The following is a 21801-nucleotide window of genomic DNA, read 5'->3' as shown; positions in this document are numbered from 1 at the left end:
ACTTACTTAACTTTTATATAACTGATGTTCGTTTATGTAGGCTAATACGCTTTCTTCTAGCCAAGACTCGGCAGAAGCAGCCTTTAAAGCGTTTGGCGCATTCGCTTCGTCAGACGTGGCAGCATCTGCTAATACGTCACGAATTTCAGTAGATGAAACACTATACAGTGGTGTGTTGGTCAACACTACATGGCCTGAAGACCTCGTGTGAATAACACTTTTATCGTTAGTCACATGACGATCTAACCAAGCTTGTATCGCAGGGGGAGGCGAAAATTCTTCGTCGTCTCTGCGCATAACCACTAAGTGACAGTAATCGAGCAGGTCTTCCCACTCGTACCATTTATCCAGATTATACAGTGAATCTGCGCCGATGAAAAAACAGATTGTATCATTGCTTTTTTCTTTCAACGCTCGCAGTGTTTTTACCGTATAAGAGGGTGACGGAAGCGTCAGTTCAATTAACTCTGGAATAAGTCTGTCATTGTTTTGGGCACAAAGTTCAATCATTCTTACCCGGTGGGTTTCTGAAACGCCTACCGACTTATGGGGGGCTAATTTGCACGGCATTAGATAAACATGTTCAATACCCACTTCATCAGCGGCTTTCAGTGCAGCACCAATATGACCTTTATGTGGTGGGTTAAAAGTACCGCCTAGGATAGCTTTTACATGCGGGTTTGATTGAGAAGAGCGTGATTGACTCACTTGTTTATTTACCTTGTCCTTACCTTATCCATAACCTATTAGGGCTTTTACGCTTGTAACAGCGGGATTTCGCGAAGATCTATGCCCATGAACATCATGCAAAGGTGACACATTTCAACATAGGGCCGGGCAATGACATTTTGTTTAAATGCATGGTCAGCTCGTGTAAGTGCTTTTTGTATATCTTCAAGCTGTGCAAGGCTCAAACGATTCAATGCACTTTGATAAAAGCCTTGCCTATTGCGCCATATACCAAACTTTTGCCACTGTATAGGCGTGCCGCTTTGCTGAGCTAGTTTTAGCTTCCATAGCTGCTCCCATTCACGCACAAGCGCCCAGATAATAATGTTTGGCTCTAGACCTTCGCTTTCTAATCGATAGAGCATTTTGATACAGCGAGTACTGTCACCGCTAAGCATTACGTCAACCAGTTGGAACACGTTAAAACGTGATTGGTCCACCATCGCCTGCTCAATTTGCTCATCTGAGATAGACTGTTGCGGATAGAGCAGAGCGAGTTTGTCAATCTCTTGCTTGGCGGCCAGCATGTTGCCTTCACAAAAATCGGCAATCATTTTGGCGCCTGTCGCGGTCACGGAAAGCTGATGGGCTTTAAGCTGTTGATTCAACCATACGTTTAGCTGCTTGCCTTCCAGTGGATAGCAAAGTACCGATACCCCCAGTTCATCGAGAACCTTAAACCATTTGCCGCGCTGTACGTCTTTGCCTATTTTGGGGCCGTGAACAAGCAACAGAATATCGGGGTTTAAAGACGCCGCCACTTCTTGCAGCATTTTGCTGCCTTCAGTGCCTGGTTTCCCAGTGGGTAGCTCTAATTCAATAAACTGCTGGCTAGAAAAAAGCGACATACTTTGCGTAGCTTCAATTAACTGGTTCCAGTTAAAGCCTGTTTCAGCAACAAGTACAGTGCGTTCTTCAAAACCATTGGCCTTTGCTTTAGTGCGAATTTGTTCAATAACATCAAATTTTTGCTGAGGCTCGTCTCCAAATACCAAATAGCATGGACGTAATGCCTTTGAAATATCTTGGCTAAATTGGTTTGGATAAATTTGCATGAAGAATTCTGATGTCTATTTGTTTTATAGTGACGATACGTTTGGCGCAGCCGCTGCCTGACTAGAAAGGCGCCTAATCATAATATCTGCCGCCTCGTTGCGCATTTCGCTTAACATTAGTTCAAGTTCACGAGACTTTGCCAACACCTGATCTGGGTCGTCTTGATAGTCACGTACCACTTCAAATTGGGCCATTACCGCTTCTTTACCGGGGAATTGAACACGATAACGAACCACGTAAATAAGCTCGTACTCGGCAACTTGCCCTGACGGATAAACAGACAGCAACTGGCGCTCTAATTTCTCTGGTAGCAAGTAAATGTTTACCTGTTGATTAGAGCGGGTTGTTTCATCCACGTTAACACTAGATAAACCATAAACGTTAAGGCGTTTATCGAGCGCACGCGCAAGGGGCGCGTGTGCTCGAGCACTTTCAATGGCAACCGTGTTAATGTCGTCGGGAAGGCTAGGGCTACTTCGCAAATGAAAACCACAGCCTGTAACCCAAACGGTAGCTAACACAGCGACAGCAAATTGTAAGTGCTTTTTCATCACCATCTGACCTAGTTAGCTACAATGTTTACAAGCTTGCCAGGAACAACAATCACTTTGCGAATGGTTTTACCTTCGATAAATTGCTGAACGTTAGGCTGCTCTTTCGCAGATGCTTCAATTGTCTCTTTACTTGCATCAGCAGCAATGGTCATTTTCGCGCGAACCTTACCGTTAACCTGAACAATAATAAGTTTCTCGTCTTCAACCAATGCCGCTTTATCTGCCTGTGGCCATGGCGCTGAATCGATATCTTCACTGTGACCTAGTACTTTCCAAAGCTCGTGAGCGATGTGCGGGGTAATAGGGTTAAGTAGCAACAAGATTGACTCACAAGCTTCGCGCATAATGGCGATGTCCTGAGCGTTTTCTTGTGGCGCTTTTTGAAGATGATTCAGTAGCTCCATTACTGCAGCAACCGCAGTATTGAAAGTTTGGCGACGACCTAAGTCATCAGACACTTTCTCAATCGTTTTGTGTACTTCACGGCGAAGTGCCTGCTGGTCTTTCGACAGTGACTTAACGTCAATAGCTTCTGCCGTGCCTTTTTCCACGTGCTCGGTAACAAGCTTCCAAATACGACGTAGGAAGCGGTTTGCACCTTCAACGCCAGAATCAACCCACTCTAGTGTTTGCTCTGGTGGCGCTGCAAACATAGTGAATAGACGGACTGTATCGGCACCGTATAGGTCGATAACTTCTTGTGGGTCGATACCGTTATTCTTCGACTTAGACATTTTGGTCATGCCGCCGTGAATAACTTCTTCTCCGTCATCGGTTAGCCACGCTTTAACAATGCGGCCTTTGTCATCTTTCTCTGTGCTTACTTCAGTAGGCGAGAACCAAGTTTTCTTACCAGACGCGTCTTCACGGTAGTAAGAGTCGGCTAATACCATGCCCTGACACAGCAAACGCTTAAATGGCTCGTCAGAGTTCACCAAGCCTTCGTCGCGTAGCAATTTGTGGAAGAAGCGCGAATAAAGCAAGTGCAAAATGGCGTGCTCGATACCACCAATATATTGATCTACCGGTAGCCAGTAGTTGGCTGAAGTCGGGTCAAGCATGGCATCGTTATTGGTAGCACTTGCGTAACGTGCGTAATACCAAGATGACTCCATAAAGGTATCAAAGGTGTCAGTTTCACGTAACGCGGCTTCACCATTGTATGTAGTCTTGGCCCACTCAGGGTCAGCTTTAATTGGCGAGGTTACGCCATTCATTTCTACGTCTTCTGGTAGCACAACCGGCAGTTGGTCAGCAGGAACCGGAACCGATTCACCGTTTTCCAAATTAAGCATTGGAATAGGTGCGCCCCAGTAACGCTGTCGGCTTACGCCCCAATCACGTAAACGGTAGTTTACTTTGCGCTTACCACAGCCTTTGTTTTCAAGCTCATCAGCGATACCGTTAAATGCCGCATCGAACTCAAGCCCGTCAAATTTTTCCGAATTAATTAAGCTACCTTTTTCGGTAAACGCAGAAGCTGAAAGGTCGCATTTATCTTCATCATCTGCATTTGGTGCGATAACTTGCTTAATAGGCAAATCGTACTTTGTGGCAAACTCCCAGTCGCGTTGGTCGTGACCTGGTACAGCCATAACTGCTCCTGAACCGTAGTCCATCAACACGAAGTTAGCGACCCAAATTGGAAGCTTTTCACCGGTTAGTGGGTGAATAACCTCAAAACCAGTAGCAAAGCCTTTTTTCTCCATCGTCGCTAATTCAGCTTCTGCAACTTTGGTGTTCTTACACTCTTCAATAAAGGCCGCTAAGTCTGGATTCGACTGCGCGGCAAACTCAGCTAATGGGTGCTGCGCCGCTACTGCTACATAAGTTACGCCGTAGAAGGTATCCGGACGTGTGGTATATACCGTTAAATCGGCAATGTCGTTAACCGCTGACGCTAAATCGAAGGTAATTTCGACGCCTTCAGAGCGGCCAATCCAGTTTGCCTGCATTGCGCGTACTTGGTCTGGCCATTCTTCAAGCTGCTCTAAGTCTTGTAAAAGCTCTTCCGCGTAGTCAGTAATTTTAATAAACCACTGAGGGATCTCTTTTTGCTCAACCAGCGCACCAGAGCGCCATCCGCGACCGTCGATTACCTGCTCGTTGGCCAAAACAGTCTGGTCTACAGGGTCCCAGTTCACAGTAGAGTTCTTCTTGTAAACAAGGCCTTTTTCGTAAAGACGTGTGAAGAACCACTGTTCCCAGCGGTAGTAATCTGATTTACATGTGGTTACTTCGCGATCCCAGTCGTAGCCAAAACCTAGCGAGCGAAGCTGGTTTTTCATGTAATCGATGTTGGAGTATGTCCATTTCGCCGGTGCAGTGTTGTTGTTAATCGCTGCATTTTCTGCCGGTAGACCGAAAGCATCCCAACCCATAGGCTGCAATACATTTTTACCCTGCATGCGCTGGAAACGGCTGATCACGTCACCAATGGTGTAGTTGCGCACGTGGCCCATGTGAAGTCGGCCACTAGGATATGGGAACATAGACAGGCAGTAGAACTTTTCTTTATCTACATCGTCGTTTGCTTTAAAAGATTGGTTATCTTCCCAGTATTGCTGAACACGCTGTTCAATGTCTTTCGGATTGTACTGATTATCGGCCATGAAACTTAGGCTTCCGCATTAAAAAGTTAAAACGTTTATGGGGCGGCACAAGGCGAACGATTTGCAAAAGAATTTGTAACCTCTCCTGCATTCTTGCCATTTAACCGCACGTGGGATTTTCCCACTTTACATACATATAGCCCAATAGAATAACCCAGCGCTAAGCCATGCCTCAATAGCTTAACACTGAACTAGGCAATATTTATTTCTGCTTGCATGAAAAGTGAGCATTAATGCAGCAGTTTAAGCGCGTTAACGAAGATGACTTGCTTAAACTCTCGCGTAAAATTCACATAGCGACCTATTTATGGTCATTTCTATTAACGCTTAGCGCTGTCTTTATCCGATTCGTTAAATTGTTTATTGCTAAAGGCGGTTAATGCATTTAACTGCTGCGCCTGCACTTTATCGACAACTTTAACCAAATTGGCAGCGTCCTCGTTCGATGCTCGTTGTCCGTTGAAGTGAATATTGCCAGAGGCGTGGTAGGTAAGGGTAACTTTTGTTTTTGGTGAGGGCTCGCGCTTTGTATCATCGTTCGATGAGGCGTTTTCTTCTGCGGTGCTGAATTCCCAAGTGAGCGCACCTGATAAGCCCATTTCTTGAAGAGGACCTAATCCGCCGGTCATTACCACTTTTTTGTTAGGCTCAACATAGCTTATTTGCATGTGTGCCGCACTTGCTGTTTGTGTAACTTCGCAGAAACAACCACCGGCTTGTTCATCAATACTAAGCGTACCCTTCCACCAAGTGTGATCTTTCGGCCACCATTTATCCACGTGTTGAATAAAGTGAGAATACACTGTTTCGATAGGGGCCGTACTTTCACTTTCGTTAGTAATAGAAAATCCAGAATTGTCCGCATAGTTTACCTTAGCGAGGCAAAATGGAGAAAATATAGCACCCAGTAGACTCGAAAAGAGCACGGTTTTGCCAGCTTTCGTTATTGTCGTCATTGTTCTAACCTTTGGCTTTTATTATTCGTGTTAGCTGTTTGCTAATCTAAATTTCACTATGTATCGCACTTACTGCCGTTAAAAAGCTACACCTTGTTTCTCTATGTATCAATATGAACAGAAACCTCAGTACCTGTTCGTTATGCATTATTCAATACATAAAGATGCCAAGCTGGTTGTTTGTTGTGCAATTAACAACGTAAAGCTGCCTTATTAGAGTTAACCGTTTGACAGTGCTGTTAATTAGGGTTTCACTTAAGTAAAGAAACAAAAATAGAACAGGCATGTCTGTAGACACTAATATATATGCGTTAAATGTAGACGCGCTATCACCTACCATAAATCGCCGAGCGGTAAACAGTGCCTTAAAAGACGATGAAGCGCTCAACGCGACTTTTATTGGGCAAGAGCGTGCACGGGAAGCGCTCACATTCGGATTAGGTATTAACACCAAAGGTTACAACCTTTACGTAATGGGTGAGCCTGCTACAGGGCGTTTCACTTTAGTAAAAGACTACATTGAACGCCAAGTCGCACAGCTTTGCGCACCCGATGATTGGTGTTATATCAACAACTTTGATGATGAACGCCAGCCTGTAGCGCTAAAATTTCCGCCAGGTGGTGGCAAGACATTTCAAAAAGATATGGCTGCACTTATTGATGATGTGTTGGATTCACTGCCTATTGCATTTGATAACCCTGGTTATCAGCGCCGCCGTACCTCTATCTCCAGAGAGTTTGAACAAAAGTACGACGCTGCTATAGATGCTGTAGAGCGTTACGCACAAGCTAACGACGTTGCCCTTTACGAAGAGGGTGGGTCAATTACGTTTTCACCCATCATCAACGGCAAGCCGATAAGAGATACTGATTTTGCATCGCTCACTGACGAGCAGCGAGAAGGCTTTTACACGCTCATTGATGACTTAGAAAACAGACTGAGTGAAAGTCTGTTGAGTTTACCTACGTGGAAACGGGAAAACTCAGAGCGTCTGCGTGAGCTAGACAAAAAGACCGCAGAGCACGTGATTAAGCCGCTTATCAAAGTGTTTGAACATAAATATGCCTCTGAGTTCGGGGTTATGAAGTATCTAAAACAGCTTAAAACCGCTTTGGTTAACGCTATCTTAGTTATTCATAATGAAGAGCAAAAAGAGGAAAAGAGTGACGATTTTGATAAGAAGATATTTTTAGAAGAGCAGTTTCTTCCTAATGTATTGGTATCAAATAAATTAGACGAAGCGGCACCTGTTATTTACGAGCCGAACCCTACCTATCAAAACCTGTTCGGTAAAATTGAATACACCAACATTCATGGTAGCGTATTTACCAATTACAGAATGATACAGTCAGGTGCGCTGCACCGGGCAAATGGTGGCTACCTTTTATTGGATGTCGACCAACTAATAGAGCAGCCCTTTGTGTGGGATACCCTGAAACTTGCCATTAAGTCCCAGCGCTTGCGCATGGACTTACCGCAGCAAGACGTGGGTATGGTGAATAACATCACGCTAAACCCTCAGCCTATCGACTTAAATGTGAAAATCGTTTTGTTAGGCTCCCGCGATTTGTACTACACCCTGCAAGATTATGATGACGAGTTTGACGAGCTATTCAGAGTGTTAGTGGATTTTGACTTAGAAATTCCCGTTACCAGACAGGCGCTTTTCGACTTTGTAGGCAAGGTGCGCGCGCATCTTAATACACTAGGGCTTGAAGGTATAACGGCTAATGCCATGTGCAGGCTGGTTGAATATTCACTTAGAATGGCGGAACACAAAGAAAAGCTTTCCGCGCATTTTGCTGAAGTTATCGAGCTGGTCAATGAAGCCTACTATTTCTGTAAGAAGTCGAATGCCGACACGCTAGAGCTTGATCATTTAAAAACAGCATTAAGTGCCAAAAAACGACGCACGGGCCGCGTTAGTCAAACGCTTTTAAATGATATTAAAGAAGGGCACGTGCTCATTGCCACTGAAGGCAAAGCGGTAGGAAAAGTAAACGGATTAACCGTATTGGATATTGGTGACACCGCATTTGGTACACCCGCACGCATTACCTCTACTGTATTTGCCGGGGCAAGTGGCGTAGTTGATATCGAGCGTGAAGTAGAGCTTGGACAGCCCATACACTCTAAAGGGGTTATGTTGCTGAACGGCTATTTAGGTAATAAATACGCTCAGCATTTCCCGTTAACGTTATCTGCAAACATCGCGCTGGAACAGTCTTACGGTCATATAGACGGTGACAGTGCATCACTAGGCGAATTGGTTGCGCTTATATCTGCGCTGACTGAAATTCCATGCCTACAAACCTTGGCTATTACAGGTTCAATAAACCAATATGGTGAAGTGCAAGCCGTTGGCGGGGTAAACGAAAAGATAGAAGGCTTTTTTGACTTATGTCAACACCGTGGTCTAACCGGTACTCAGGGCGTGATTATTCCTAAATCGAATGCAATAAACTTGGTGTTAGATGCCACAGTTATCGACGCCGTGAAAAAAGGGCTGTTTCACATTTATACTGTTGAAACCGTGGACGATGCGCTGACTATTTTGATGGAGCAAGAAGCCGGTAAAATTAGTAGTAAAGGGCGCTACCCTAAAAACTCTATTAACTACCATGCGGTAAACCGTTTATACAATATCGCGCTTATTGTTAATGGTGGTGATGGGGAATAGACGAAAAGATAATCTTATTCCTGAAATTGTAATGGTATCTTGGTGTAATATATAAGTAGTAATACATATGCTAGGCAGCATTGGTACTCATAACATTATTACCCGCATCAATGTTAGAACTAATCGTGCTGCCCCTTAAAAAAAATAAGAAGGTAAACCATGCAGCCAAGTTGCAGCGTAGTGGCTAGGAATAACGTCACAACTCATGGTTCAGGAAGTACGGTTATAATGTTAGCCCACGGTTTTGGCTGTGATCAGCAGATGTGGCGCCACCTATTACCCTTCCTTGTAGAAAAGTATAGAGTAGTTCTATTTGACTATGTAGGATGCGGTGCTTCTGATTATTCAGCTTACGATACTAATCGCTATGCGACACTCGATGGATATGCTCAAGATGTCATAGAAATATGTGAGGCGTTAAACCTCCAGGATGTAATCTTCATCGGGCACTCGGTTAGCAGTATGGTTGGCATGCGCGCGGCTATCCAATCACCTCACATTTTTTCTAAGCTTGCCATGGTATGTCCGTCCCCCTGCTTTCTAAATTTCCCCCCTGACTACATGGGAGGCTTCGACAAAGCAGATTTAGAAGAACTATTAAACCTTATGGATAAGAACTATGTGGGGTGGGCAAATTATTTAGCGCCTTTGGTAATGGGGCAAGATAATAACGCAGACTTAATTCAAGAACTTGAAACAAGCTTCTGCTCTACGGATCCTAAATATGCCAAGCCGTTTGCCAAAACTACGTTTTTCTCTGACGACAGAGCACAACTCCCAAAACTAAAGCTTCCTACACTTATTTTACAAAGCAAGCACGATAATTTAGCGTCAACAAACGTGGGGGAATACATGTATAACGCTATTCCGGACGCTAAAATGCATATCGTCGACGCCTATGGACATTGTTTACACATGACTGATCCGGCTACTGTGTTTACCCTATTTGAGGGGTTCGCAGCTTGAAAGAAGCAATAGAGGAAGACTTTCCCTGTTTGTTACTTAAATCGGATTTTGAAACGACAGAAATAAAATGGCTTAATCCTCATGCTAAGTCGTTTCTAGGGTTAGATTGGACTTCTGGGAAGAAAGTAATCGATATAGTCTCTAAGGCGAGTTCGATATTTTATGAAAGTTATATAAAACCAATACTCCTTGCCAATGGTGAATATCTAGAAGTTCAAATCACTTTGCTATCGGGCTCGGGCGCTAGAGTGCCCGCTGTAGCGAATATCACAGTCACAGGTAACATATTGTACTGGGCGATATACGTTGCAAAAGAACGAGATAAGCTTTATCAAGAGTTGTTAGAAGCAAAAGGCCAGCTTGAAAAGAAGACCGAAGAGCTTACGGCCGTAAGCCGTCGAGATACTTTGACTCCACTACTTAATCGTCGCGCGGCAAATGATGATGTGTTAAAAATGATCTCTCAATCCCGTCGCGCCTTTGTCCCTCTATCTTTTCTGCTTTTAGACATCGACTTTTTTAAGAAGATTAACGACGCCTTTGGCCATGAAGAAGGCGATAGAATACTAATAAAATTGTCTCACGTGTTGAAAGCGCATGTGCGTGAGACTGACGTTGTGGCGAGATGGGGCGGCGAAGAGTTTTTAATCGTGCTTTTTAACACGGATATAAAAGATATAAAACCTTTTAGCGAACGGCTGCATAATGGCATAAGCAAAATTAGTTTACCCAGCGGACAGGCCTTAACGGCAAGTATTGGTGCTGCTGTCTTAGAAAAAGATGACCTTGAACAAACGAACCCGATTGCTCACCAATTGCTAAAAGCTGATAAGGCACTTTACGAAGCAAAAGCTAATCAAAGAGCCCATACTCGAATTTATGATAGTGTTCGCGGTATCGTTAAGATCTAATTATAACTCGGTATTTATTGGGGGTGTAGGTATTGACTACCCTAAGCGTTTAATATTCAACGAGGCGTTACCGATTGCCTCGTTGATTAACTTTCTTTAACTACTTAGGCGGCATGCGAAGGCCGCCGTCTAAGCGAATGGTCTCACCATTTAAATAGCTGTTGTTCGCCATGTGGATAACCAGTTTTGCGAATTCCTCGGGCAGCCCTAGACGCTTAGGAAACTGTACGTTGGCAGAAAGGGCGTCTTGCACCTTTTCAGGCATAGCAAGCAGCATAGGCGTGCCCATCACGCCAGGCGCTATAGTGTTAACGCGAATTCCTAGCGGCGCTAAATCGCGAGCCATAGGCAGGGTTAGACCAATAATTCCACCTTTGCTTGCTGCATAAGCAGTTTGACCTATTTGACCTTCGTAACCTGCAACTGAAGCAGTATTGATAATAAGGCCGCGTTCGCCTTCATCGTTAACAGGCGACTGTTTGGCCATAGCTGCTGCAACCAAGCGAGACACATTAAAGCTGCCGACCAAGTTAATATCGATAGTTTTTTGAAAATCGCCGAGTGGGGCAGGGTTGCCTTCTTTATCGAGTAAACGCTTTGCGGGTGCGATACCAGCGCAGTTGACTACCAGTGAAATAGCACCAAACCTGTCAGTGGTAGCATCGATAGCCGCTTGAACAGAGGCCTCATCACGAACATCGGTTTTGGTGAAATGTGTATTGTCACTACCTAATTCTTCAACACGTTGCGCGCCAAGTTCGTCGTTTAGGTCGAAAAGGCTGACGTTGGCACCCGCATCGCGAAGCGCGATAGCAGTGGCGTGACCAAGTCCTGAGCAACCGCCAGTGACAACGGCGGTAAGATTATTTAGCGTCATAGTTTTCCCTTAAACCCTATTTGTTCACTATTATTAACGTGATGTTAACGGGAAGTAAGAAGAAAAACTATGGTGCCGAAAGGGAACGGCACCTTTTATTCAGTTATTTTGCCGCTATTTTGGCAACTGAATTTTACAGTCTTCGCTTTGACGGTAGATAATTAGCGTATGACCAATTACCTGAAGCTTAACTGAGTTGGTTTCACGTACGATGGCATCCATGATAAGCGCTTTTTCTTCGCGATCATCAGTTGGTACCTTAACTTTAATTAATTCATGGTGACTAAGTGCGTTGTCGATTTCTGCAACGACACCTTCTGTCAGGCCGTTCCCGCCTAGCTGCACAACAGGTTTTAACGGGTGTGCAAGACCTTTTAGGAATTGTTTCTGTTTATTTGAAAGTTTCATCTAGTAATATTTCTTACAATTAATCTGTTAGTTTATGCTTGAAATAACGTATTCTAACGCCATCTTCTCTACAATCCTAATGACATTGTACTGGAATGACAAAAAAGAAACACTCCGCCAGCAGTAAACGCTGGTTACAAGAACACGTCAACGACCATTATGTGCAAAAAGCAAATAAGGAAGGTTGGCGCTCGCGAGCTATTTATAAACTGGAAGAAATCCAGAAAAAAGATAAGCTCATAAAGCTAGGAATGACACTTGTAGACCTTGGTGCTGCACCAGGGGGCTGGTCTCAGCTAGCTGCACAGCTTGTTGGCGACAATGGTCAAGTTATCGCGTGCGATATTTTGCCCATGGATCCGATAGTTGGCGTAGACTTTTTACAAGGTGATTTCCGAGAGGACGCGGTTCTCGACGCACTATTGAACAGAATCGGTGGGAACACCGTAGATATTGTGTTGTCTGATATGGCACCGAACCTTGCAGGTAACGCTTCGGTTGACCAATCTCGCTCTATGTACCTTTGCGAACTAGCGCTAGATATGTGTCACCAAGTTTTAAAGCCTGGAGGTTCTTTTGTCATTAAGGTGTTCCAAGGTGAAGGTTTTGTTGAGTTCATGAACGCACTTAAACAATCTTTCACAACCATAAAGACGCGTAAGCCTGACTCGTCCAGATCACGTTCTCGTGAGGTGTATTTGGTGGCTTGTGGGTATAAAGTGTAGTACGCTTTGGGTTAAGCGGTTTTCGTTGCGAGTTGTGCCGTTTATTCAATAAACAACTTGTTGAATATACAAGCAATTCGGGTTTATAGAGGTTAGTAGCATTGAGCGATATGGCAAAAAATTTAATCTTATGGTTAGTCATCGCCGTTGTTTTAATGTCGGTTTTTCAGAGCTTTTCACCGAGTGAATCGTCTCGTTCGCAAACTGACTACACAACGTTTTTGAGAGAAGCAGAACAGGGAAATATTCGTGAAGTTCGCATCAACAATAGTGGCGAAATTCGCGGTACAAAGCGTTCAGGCGAAACTTTCCAAACATTCGTACCTTACTTCGACGACAAGTTAGTATCTGACTTAGTTAAAAACGACGTAAGAGTTTACGGTGAACCACCGGAAGAGCAGTCTCTTCTAACGTCAATTTTCATTTCATGGTTCCCCATGCTATTGCTTATTGGTGTATGGATATTCTTCATGCGTCAAATGCAAGGTGGCGGCGGCCGTGGCGCTATGTCTTTCGGAAAGAGCAAAGCTCGCTTACTTGGTGAAGACCAAATCAAGACGACATTTGCTGACGTAGCAGGCTGTGATGAAGCTAAGGAAGACGTTTCTGAATTAGTCGACTTCCTTCGCGACCCGTCTAAGTTCCAGAAGCTTGGCGGTAAGATCCCGAAGGGTGTGCTAATGGTAGGTCCTCCTGGTACGGGTAAAACGTTGCTTGCGAAAGCTATCGCGGGTGAAGCAAAAGTACCTTTCTTTACTATTTCGGGTTCTGATTTCGTTGAAATGTTCGTAGGTGTTGGTGCATCGCGTGTTCGTGATATGTTCGAACAAGCCAAAAAAGCAGCGCCTTGCATTATTTTCATTGACGAAATTGACGCGGTAGGCCGTCAACGTGGTGCTGGTTTAGGTGGTGGTCACGACGAGCGTGAACAAACGCTTAACCAAATGCTTGTTGAAATGGACGGCTTTGAAGGCCACGAAGGTATCATCGTTATTGCGGCAACTAACCGCCCAGACGTTCTTGACCCTGCGCTACTTCGCCCTGGTCGCTTCGACCGTCAGGTTGTAGTAGGTCTGCCAGATATTCGCGGTCGTGAACAAATTCTTAAGGTTCATATTCGCAAAGTACCTGTTGCTGACAACGTAGAACCTTCTGTTATTGCTCGTGGTACACCAGGTTTCTCAGGTGCCGATTTGGCGAACCTAGTAAATGAAGCTGCATTGTTTGCTGCCCGTGGTAACAAACGTCTGGTTTCAATGGAAGAGTTTGAGAAAGCGAAAGACAAAATCATGATGGGCTCTGAACGTAAGTCTATGGTGATGTCTGAGCCTGAAAAAGAAATGACAGCGTATCACGAAGCAGGTCACGCCATTGTTGGTCGCTTAGTGCCAGAGCACGATCCGGTTTACAAAGTATCGATCATTCCACGCGGTCGCGCGTTGGGTGTGACCATGTACTTGCCTGAACAAGACCGTGTAAGTCATTCTAAACAACACTTAGAAAGCATGATTTCTAGCTTGTTTGGTGGGCGTATTGCTGAAGCCATCATTTACGGCGACGACAAAGTAACAACGGGTGCATCTAACGACATCGAGCGCGCAACTGAAATTGCACGTAAGATGGTGACTCAGTGGGGCTTGTCGAGCAAAATGGGTCCAATGCTTTATGCTGAAGACGAAGGTGAAGTGTTCCTAGGTAAGTCTATGTCTAAGGCAACGAATATGTCTGATGACACAGCACGTGCTATTGATGCCGAAATCAAGTCATTGATTGACAGCAACTACGAACGCGCTCAAAAAATCCTTGAAGACAATATTGATATCTTACACTCAATGAAAGACGCACTGATGAAGTACGAAACCATTGATGCTAAGCAAATCGATGATCTGATGAACCGCACTGACGTTCGTCCTCCTGCAGACTGGGATGACAGCAAGCCGTCTGGTGGCGATAAGCCAAGTGGTGGTGCACCAGTTCGCGAAGGTGAAATTAAAAACGATGGTGTTGATAAACCGTCTGTAGGCAAGCCGGGCGATATTCCAAGCTAAGCCTCTACACTAATTAAAAAACGCCAGTTCAGCTGGCGTTTTTTGTTAGAGCAGTTTGATTTTAATCTAATGCTTATCGCTATCTCTGTGGGTTAAAATCAGTTTGCTTTATAGCTTCATCTTTAAAGAACAATAATGCGAGTAATTCATGCAGTTTGGAAAGCACTTCGTCGACCTATCACAGTCTCATGTGATGGGCATATTAAATGTAACCCCTGACTCTTTCTCTGACGGTGGCAAGCACGCCAATGTGACGCAAGCCGTTGAACATGCGCATCGTATGATAGGTGATGGCGCGACCTTTATTGACATTGGTGGAGAATCTACACGACCTGGAGCCCCTGATGTATCTTTGCAAGAAGAACTAGACCGCACAATACCTGTTATTGAGGCAGTCGCTAAAAATAGCGATGTTGTGATATCTATTGATACCAGTAAAGCAGAAGTAATGCGTGAAGCAGTCAACGCGGGTGCAGGGTTAATTAATGATGTACGTGCTTTACAAGAACCCGGTGCATTGGAAGCCGCAGCTGATGCTAACGTCCCCGTGTGCTTAATGCATATGAAGGGGCAACCTCGAACTATGCAAAACAACCCTGAATATAGTGATGTTATTGACGAAGTAATCCAGTTTTTAATATCTCGCGCAAAAGTATGTGAGCAAGCTGGCATTGCGAAAGCGTCGATAATGTTCGACCCAGGCTACGGATTTGGTAAAACGCTAGAGCATAACTATGCCCTGGTTAAACATCTGCCTGATATTATGTCGTTGGGCTTTCCTGTCTTAGTTGGAATGTCACGCAAATCAATGATAGGCAATTTGCTTAACAGAAAAGTAGATGAGCGCTTGGCTGGAAGCGTAAGCCTCGCTACAATTGTCGCCCAAATGGGCGCACAGATTATTCGCGTTCACGACGTTAAAGAAACAGCGGACGCTGTCAATATCGTGAAAATGCTGAATACGATTAAATAAGGAATAATAATGACTCAGCGCAAATATTTCGGCACCGATGGTATACGTGGAAAAGTGGGTGAGAGCAATATCAACCCAGAGTTTGTTACCAAATTAGGGTGGGCCGCAGGTAAAGTTCTAGCTGGCCGCGGCACAAATAAAGTACTTATCGGTAAAGACACACGTATATCTGGCTACATGCTAGAGTCCTCTCTAGAAGCTGGTCTATCGGCTGCAGGCATTAATATCGGCTTGCTAGGACCTATGCCCACGCCGGCTATTGCGTATCTAACGAAAACATTCCGTTCTGAAGCGGGTATCGTAATCAGTGCCTCCCATAACCCTTTTTACGATAACGGCATCAAATTCTTCTCTGCTCAAGGCTTTAAGCTAGATGACGACATCGAGCTAGCTATTGAAGACATGTTAGAGCGCCCAATGACATGCGTAGCTTCTGACAAGTTAGGTAAAGCTACACGAATTAATGACGCAGCAGGTCGTTACATTGAATTTTGTAAGGGTACATTCCCGTCTGAGCTATCGTTAACAGGTCTAAAAATAGTGGTAGATTGCGCGCACGGCGCAACGTATCACATAGCACCAAATGTGCTTCGCGAATTAGGCGCAACAGTCATTGAGCTGGGAACAGCGCCTGATGGCCTAAACATCAACGACGGCGTTGGCGCAACTTCTATGAACGCCATTGTAGAAAAGGTTAAAGAAACCGGCGCTGACCTTGGCTTTGCACTAGATGGCGATGGCGATCGCATTATGATGGTTGATCATCTCGGTAACGTTTTAGACGGTGACCAGATTGTTTACATCATCGCGCGTGACGCACTTAAAAATGGCAAAATGCAAGGTGGCGTCGTTGGCACCTTGATGAGTAATCTAGGTCTTGAAAATGCGCTTTCAAAGCTGGGCGTTCCATTTGTAAGAAGTAACGTAGGCGACAGATACGTGATGGAATTGCTGCAGCAAAAAGGCTGGGCTATTGGCGGTGAAAATTCAGGTCATGTACTTAACCTTAATATGAGCTCGACTGGTGATGGTATTGTTGCAGGGCTTCAGGTACTTGCTGCTATGTTACGCTCTCATATGGATCTACACGACTTAGCGAGCGGTTTTGACATGTACCCGCAAACATTGGTTAACGTGCGTTACGCAAACCAAGAAGTGGATTATCTTTCACATCAAGATGTACAAAGCGCAAAGAAAGAAGCGGAATCTGCATTAGGTAAGACGGGTAGGGTATTACTGCGTAAAAGCGGTACTGAACCACTAATTCGAGTGATGGTAGAGTCGAACGACGATGCACAATCTCATAAATGGGCTGAGCATATTGCAGAAACTGTTCGTAATCTCGCCAATTAGTTGGCGTAGCAGGAAATTTTGCTTTTTGTGCTTGTATCTTTTCAATTAAATAGTTAATATCACGCCCGCTTTAAAGACAGGGCTAAGGTCTGCGTTGTGAGTGAAAATGTAAGAAAGCCATTCGTGGCTGGCAATTGGAAAATGAATGGAAATTTAGCATTAGTTGCTGAATTTAATCAGAAACTTGCTGATGTAAAAGCTGAATCGGAAATCGTGATTTGTGCTCCTTCTCTACTTTTACACGCATTTGAAACTCGTTCATTTGCTATCGGTACTCAAAACGTAAGTCATTTAGAAAATGGCGCACATACTGGTGAGTTATCAGTCCAAATGCTTAAAGAAGCAGGTTGTGAATACGCAATCGTTGGGCACTCTGAAAGACGCGAAGACCAAGGTGAGTCAAGCGAACTTGTAGCGCTAAAAGCTAAGCAGTGTGTCGCATCTGGCATAGTTCCTATCATTTGTGTGGGTGAACCCCTTGAAGTGAGAGAGGCTGACAACGTAGAGTCGTTTGTCGGTGAACAGCTAGACGCTCTTGTTAATGCAATGTCTGTGGTTGAACTAAGCAAAACAGTTATAGCTTACGAGCCAATTTGGGCAATAGGTACAGGTAAAACTGCAAGCCCAGAACAAGCACAAGACGTTCACGAATTTATTCGTGGCTACTTTAGTAAAGTAGACACAGAACTGGCCCAGGGCCTTCGTATTTTATACGGCGGAAGTGTTAAGCCAGATAATGCCAACACCTTATTTGCGCAAAAAGACGTAGATGGCGGTTTGATTGGCGGGGCCAGTTTAAAGGCTGAAGATTTTATTTCAATTTGCCAAGCGGCAAACTGACGAGGTATTTATGATTTACGAAGTGCTATTAGTAGCATACCTAATTGTAGCGCTTTTACTTATTGGATTCGTTTTGATTCAACAAGGTAAAGGTGCAGATATGGGCGCTTCATTTGGCTCAGGTGGCTCAAACACTGTATTTGGTTCATCGGGTTCTGGTAACTTTATGACGCGTACCACAGGTATTTTAGCAGGCTTGTTTTTCTTCATAAGCCTTACACTAGGTGCGTTGACCGCAAATCGTGAAAGTGCTGAAGATGAGTGGAATAACTTAGAAGTTCCAGTGGCTGTTGAAGAGCCAGTTCAGCTTCCGGCTGACCAGGATGTACCAGTTATTGAAGATGCAGCGCAAAGCGACGTACCAGCGGTTGAAGCAGACGCTTCTGACGTGCCAGTAACTGATGCATCTGATGTGCCAGTAGCTGATGGCTCTGAAGGTTCAAACTAAGCATATAAAAAGTTTCGCGGAAGTGGTGGAATTGGTAGACACGCCATCTTGAGGGGGTGGTGAGCATAGCTCGTGCGGGTTCAAGTCCCGCTTTCCGCACCAATTAATAATAAAAGCCAGCGTCATGCTGGCTTTTTGCTTTTTGTAGCCTGCCTATTGTGCCAATCAAAGTGTAGCGAATATATGTTGAGGGTACAGTATTTGTAACAAAGCGTTAAAATCTAAAATTTACAGCATGTTATACCTGTCCCTATTATTGTTAATCAGCTATTCTTAACTTCGATACCTATTTCGACAGCTTTAAAGTTACAACAATTTTTTCGGGGCACTATAGTGCAAAAGACACTAAGTCAGACTTTATTCCAAACCTTGTTAATAGGGATTGTAATAGCATCACTTCTGATTATTGGCGCTGTCTGGCGTTCCGCGAACACTCTCGTTGTCCAAAATATTGATCACGATATTCTTTTAGCTGAGAAAGTTTTTGATAAAGTTGTTGCCGACAGGCAAGCCGTCATTAAAAGTGTTTCCAAGGTCCTATCTCGTTCCTTTGACTTCCGGCGCGCCGTTGGAACCGAGAATATACCCTCTATTGAAGCTGCATTTACGAGTTATGCCGATCGCCTTAATACCCAAATTATCGCGCTAGTGAGCTTAGACCATAAGGTGGTTGCAACTCATACGAACTTATTCGAAGTTGGTCAGGATGTAGAGAGCAGTTTGTCGCTCGTTGCACAAGGGCGAGACAGCGGCCTTTTTGTTGTAAATAATAATTTAGTTCAGCTAAACCTAATTCGTGTAGAAATTCCTACACTTAGATATTACCTGTTAATTGGTGTCGAATTTGACACTGCGCTACTTGAACAGTTGAAGCAACTTGTCGATGCAGAAATCATCATTTCTGAGACAGGTACAGGCGAGGTTATAAAGGCAACATTAGATAGGACCGAAGCGCAAAGAATAATATCATCTGAACAAGATCCGTCTTGGGTAGACGTAACCTTTAAAAATCAATTAACTTATTTTGCGCGCCAGGTAAGTATTGGCTCAGAGCAAAATTTGCCTGTTGCCATTACATTAGCTGTAGATACAACCTCTTATTTCAACGCTTTCACGCGTATTCAATTAACCATATTGGCTTTTTGCTTATTAGCAATTCTTATCGCTATGGGTCTTTCTCTTTTACTAGCAAGAAATGTAAGTGAGCCTGTATCTAAATTGGTAAAAGCAGTAAACAAAGTGGCTACGGGGAGCTATGGGGCAACCCTTGAAGCACCGGCCAAACTAAAAGAAATCACAGAGCTTGCAAATGCGGTAGACAGTATGCAAGCAAGTATTAAAAGTCGTGAAAAGCACATACGCTACCAAGCAGAGCACGATGCGTTAACTGGACTTTTTAATCGCAACTATGTTGAAGGCTTTTTCGAGTCCGAGCTCAAAGAAGGACGGGCTGTTCAAGTTGTGGCTATTACCGTCATTGGGTTTCGAACTATTAATGACCTGTATGGCTATTCAAATGGCGACAATACGTTAAAAGCGTTAGCTGAGCGTTTACAGCGCTGGCCTGGCACGTCTGCACGCCTTGCTGGCGGTGAGATTTTATATATATCGCAGGAATCTCTTAATGATGATCAGCTAGAAACGCTTAAGCACATATTAGAGCAGCCTGTTGAGAGTAATTTAATCGCTATTCCCGTGAAAGTTGCTATGGCAATCATCGAATGCCCGCAGGACGCAACGTCTTCTGAAGAACTTTTCAGAAAAATGAATATAGTTACCGATGAAGCGATTCATAGTGACAGTTGGTGTGTTCGCTATCGAACTGATTTAGAAGATAAATATAACCGTCGCCTTGCAATTACAACAGAGTTGAAACGGGTACTAGCGAGCCAGCAAAACGAATTGTCTATGGTCTACCAGCCTAAGGTTGACCTACAAACGATGAAAGTTTGTAGCATGGAAGCGTTAATTCGCTGGAGCAGCAGTGTTCTTGGTTTTGTTCCACCAGACGAATTTATCACCATCGCCGAGCAAGCAGGGTTGATTGAAAAAGTAACTATGTGGGTAATGCAACAAACCATTACTGACTTGTCTTACTTTAGGTCGAAAGGTTATCGGTTTACTGTTGCCATGAACTTGTCGACACAAGACATTCAGAATAAAGTGTTACTAAGCAAGTTAGTAGCCCTGTTAACGAAAGAAGGGCTATCACCAGATTCTTTAGAGCTTGAAATAACCGAAAGCGATTTAGTTGCTGATGCTGCACTTGCGATTGAAAACCTTAACGAATTAACCGCCAGAGGATTTCACTTCGCAATTGATGATTTTGGTACTGGATATTCGTCACTGGCCTATTTAAAGAACTTACCTGTTAAAACTATTAAAATAGACAAGAGCTTTATTCTTACTCTGGCAAGCGACGAGAACGATCAACAAATTGTTCATACTGTGCTTAGTTTGGCGAATGCCTTTAATTTGAAAGTGGTGGCTGAAGGTGTGGAAGATGTTGCGTCGCTAGAGATCTTGAAAGAGTGGGGATGTGATATCGCGCAAGGTTACTTCATCAGTCGACCGCTTAATCGTCCAGACCTAGAAGATTGGCTGCAAAATACGCCTTTCGGTGAATAGCTTTCTTATTACAAAAAATTTATATTTTTGGAGTCAATGGGATGCTCAATCGTTTATCAACGCTGACATGGCATCTAAAATGCAAACAACCATTATGAAGCGTGAAAATCGCTCCGCAGGCTGAACACTTTCATCAAAGTGTGAGTTTTTTGCCTACTGAGTTGTGAAATTACTTCAAAAACAAGGAATTTACTATGGACATCATTCGTATACTTTTATCAATTTTACTTCCACCGCTAGGCGTATTTTTACAGGTCGGTATCGGCGCGCATTTTTGGATCAATATTTTATTGACCATTCTTGGCTATTTTCCAGGTGTAATTCACGCGGTTTACATCATCGCTAAAAAGTAGGCACTTGAGCGCTTCAGTAATCTGTTATAGGTGAAAGAGCAATCAAACACTAAATATGCAAAAGCCAGCTTGAATAGCTGGCTTTTTACTTTATGACGCCTTTCGGATTGAATACTACCGCCATGGATACCAAGGCTATGTTACGCCGTTAGTTTTTCGTCGTCTAACTCCTGTTTCATCTCTTTTTGATATTCATCAGCAAGTTTTGTTTTCTGGCGGTCGTTAAGCACATTCCCCGCTACCTGGAAGAACTCCTGTTCTTCGTCAGCAAGGTGATGTTCCACTTTTTCTTGAAGTGTCTTCAAATAACGTAACCATGCAGGTGAGCTCATATCGGTGTCATCAAGCTTAGCTAGTAATTCATCAATCTCGTGATGCTCTGCAATTCCGTGACGGGTCAAATCTACGGTGGCGTCTTTTTCTAAAAGATGAGCATAAAAGTGGCGCTCCTCAGCAATAGCATGACTCTCAAGCTGAGTTTTGAGCTCTTGGTAATATTCACGGCGTGCAGCTGTATCGCCACTTGTTTCAGCTAAAATCTTTAACAATAAACGTTGCTTCTCATGGTCTTGGCGTAAAGCTTCAAAAATTTTCATAGGTGGTTCCTTATAAATACCTAAAAAGTTAATCACACCAAGGGTAATGCTATTATTGTTCCATGAATAAAAAGTCTGTTAGCTCCT

At 44.0% G+C, this 21801-nt stretch carries 19 protein-coding genes and 1 tRNA gene; 12 read left to right on the top strand and 8 right to left on the bottom strand.

Annotated features, from left to right (window positions below; genetic code table 11):
• Positions 1-6: 6 nt before the first annotated feature.
• The 5 genes from nadD to ACXAER_RS18520 all read right to left on the bottom strand — a co-directional run bounded on the left by nadD (position 7) and on the right by ACXAER_RS18520 (position 5907).
• Positions 7-708, bottom strand: a complete 702-nt coding sequence (gene nadD, locus ACXAER_RS18540; RefSeq protein ID WP_474831775.1) for a nicotinate (nicotinamide) nucleotide adenylyltransferase — start codon at positions 706-708, stop codon at positions 7-9.
• 47 nt (positions 709-755) lie between these two features.
• Positions 756-1784: a DNA polymerase III subunit delta gene (gene holA / locus ACXAER_RS18535; RefSeq protein ID WP_474831772.1), complete on the bottom strand. Its 1029-nt coding sequence runs from the start codon at positions 1782-1784 to the stop codon at positions 756-758.
• A gap of 24 nt (positions 1785-1808) precedes the next feature.
• A complete protein-coding gene (locus tag ACXAER_RS18530; protein ID WP_474831769.1) occupies positions 1809-2336 on the bottom strand; it encodes an LPS-assembly lipoprotein LptE in 528 nt (175 codons plus the stop codon).
• Positions 2337-2347: 11 nt separating this feature from the next.
• Positions 2348-4951 (bottom strand): leucine--tRNA ligase, encoded by a 2604-nt coding sequence (gene leuS / locus ACXAER_RS18525; protein WP_474831766.1) that lies wholly within the window; start codon positions 4949-4951, stop codon positions 2348-2350.
• Between the two features lie 320 nt (positions 4952-5271).
• Positions 5272-5907, bottom strand: a complete 636-nt coding sequence (locus ACXAER_RS18520; protein ID WP_474831764.1) for a hypothetical protein — start codon at positions 5905-5907, stop codon at positions 5272-5274.
• A gap of 284 nt (positions 5908-6191) precedes the next feature.
• Between ACXAER_RS18520 and ACXAER_RS18515 the strand changes: the two genes are divergently transcribed.
• From ACXAER_RS18515 to ACXAER_RS18505, 3 genes are all read left to right on the top strand, one after another.
• Positions 6192-8588: a Lon protease family protein gene (locus ACXAER_RS18515; RefSeq protein WP_474831761.1), complete on the top strand. Its 2397-nt coding sequence runs from the start codon at positions 6192-6194 to the stop codon at positions 8586-8588.
• 159 nt (positions 8589-8747) lie between these two features.
• Complete coding sequence (locus tag ACXAER_RS18510) at positions 8748-9554, top strand: alpha/beta fold hydrolase (protein WP_474831758.1); 807 nt, start codon at positions 8748-8750, stop codon at positions 9552-9554.
• On the top strand, positions 9551-10465 hold the full coding sequence (locus ACXAER_RS18505) for a GGDEF domain-containing protein (protein WP_474807012.1): 915 nt from the start codon (positions 9551-9553) through the stop codon (positions 10463-10465). Before ACXAER_RS18510 ends, ACXAER_RS18505 begins: the two co-directional genes overlap by 4 nt.
• 100 nt (positions 10466-10565) lie before the next feature.
• Here ACXAER_RS18505 and ACXAER_RS18500 read toward each other — a convergent pair whose 3' ends face one another.
• Positions 10566-11342 carry a 3-hydroxyacyl-CoA dehydrogenase gene (locus ACXAER_RS18500; protein ID WP_474831755.1) on the bottom strand — a complete coding sequence of 259 codons (777 nt, stop codon included), beginning with the start codon at positions 11340-11342 and terminating at the stop codon, positions 10566-10568.
• A gap of 114 nt (positions 11343-11456) precedes the next feature.
• Positions 11457-11750 carry a ribosome assembly RNA-binding protein YhbY gene (gene yhbY, locus ACXAER_RS18495; RefSeq protein ID WP_014949363.1) on the bottom strand — a complete coding sequence of 98 codons (294 nt, stop codon included), beginning with the start codon at positions 11748-11750 and terminating at the stop codon, positions 11457-11459.
• 95 nt (positions 11751-11845) lie between these two features.
• On the opposite strand from yhbY, the gene rlmE reads away from it, so the two are divergent.
• The 9 genes from rlmE to ACXAER_RS18450 all read left to right on the top strand — a co-directional run bounded on the left by rlmE (position 11846) and on the right by ACXAER_RS18450 (position 21118).
• Complete coding sequence (rlmE, locus tag ACXAER_RS18490; protein WP_338853590.1) at positions 11846-12475, top strand: 23S rRNA (uridine(2552)-2'-O)-methyltransferase RlmE; 630 nt, start codon at positions 11846-11848, stop codon at positions 12473-12475.
• A gap of 101 nt (positions 12476-12576) precedes the next feature.
• Positions 12577-14523 (top strand): ATP-dependent zinc metalloprotease FtsH, encoded by a 1947-nt coding sequence (gene ftsH, locus ACXAER_RS18485; RefSeq protein ID WP_179983328.1) that lies wholly within the window; start codon positions 12577-12579, stop codon positions 14521-14523.
• Positions 14524-14671: 148 nt separating this feature from the next.
• Complete coding sequence (folP, locus tag ACXAER_RS18480) at positions 14672-15496, top strand: dihydropteroate synthase (RefSeq protein WP_474831750.1); 825 nt, start codon at positions 14672-14674, stop codon at positions 15494-15496.
• A gap of 9 nt (positions 15497-15505) precedes the next feature.
• Positions 15506-16849: a phosphoglucosamine mutase gene (gene glmM, locus ACXAER_RS18475; RefSeq protein WP_474831747.1), complete on the top strand. Its 1344-nt coding sequence runs from the start codon at positions 15506-15508 to the stop codon at positions 16847-16849.
• Between the two features lie 96 nt (positions 16850-16945).
• Positions 16946-17689 carry a triose-phosphate isomerase gene (tpiA, locus tag ACXAER_RS18470; protein ID WP_474831744.1) on the top strand — a complete coding sequence of 248 codons (744 nt, stop codon included), beginning with the start codon at positions 16946-16948 and terminating at the stop codon, positions 17687-17689.
• 10 nt (positions 17690-17699) lie between these two features.
• A complete protein-coding gene (gene secG, locus ACXAER_RS18465; RefSeq protein WP_474831741.1) occupies positions 17700-18137 on the top strand; it encodes a preprotein translocase subunit SecG in 438 nt (145 codons plus the stop codon).
• Between the two features lie 16 nt (positions 18138-18153).
• Positions 18154-18239: transfer RNA gene (locus tag ACXAER_RS18460), tRNA-Leu, on the top strand.
• A 231-nt stretch (positions 18240-18470) separates the two neighbouring features.
• Positions 18471-20765 carry a putative bifunctional diguanylate cyclase/phosphodiesterase gene (locus ACXAER_RS18455; protein ID WP_474831739.1) on the top strand — a complete coding sequence of 765 codons (2295 nt, stop codon included), beginning with the start codon at positions 18471-18473 and terminating at the stop codon, positions 20763-20765.
• A gap of 194 nt (positions 20766-20959) precedes the next feature.
• The gene (locus tag ACXAER_RS18450; protein WP_014949371.1) at positions 20960-21118 is read left to right on the top strand and encodes a YqaE/Pmp3 family membrane protein; all 159 of its coding nucleotides are present in this window, start codon (positions 20960-20962) and stop codon (positions 21116-21118) included.
• A 140-nt stretch (positions 21119-21258) separates the two neighbouring features.
• Here the strand turns inward: ACXAER_RS18450 and ACXAER_RS18445 are convergent, their stop codons facing one another.
• The gene (locus ACXAER_RS18445; RefSeq protein ID WP_474831736.1) at positions 21259-21714 is read right to left on the bottom strand and encodes a hemerythrin domain-containing protein; all 456 of its coding nucleotides are present in this window, start codon (positions 21712-21714) and stop codon (positions 21259-21261) included.
• Positions 21715-21801 lie beyond the last annotated feature (87 nt).

Source organism: Alteromonas sp. AWJ4_199, assembly GCF_056159165.1.
Note: the sequence above shows the minus strand (reverse complement) of the source record. Positions and strands in the feature narration are given on the sequence as shown.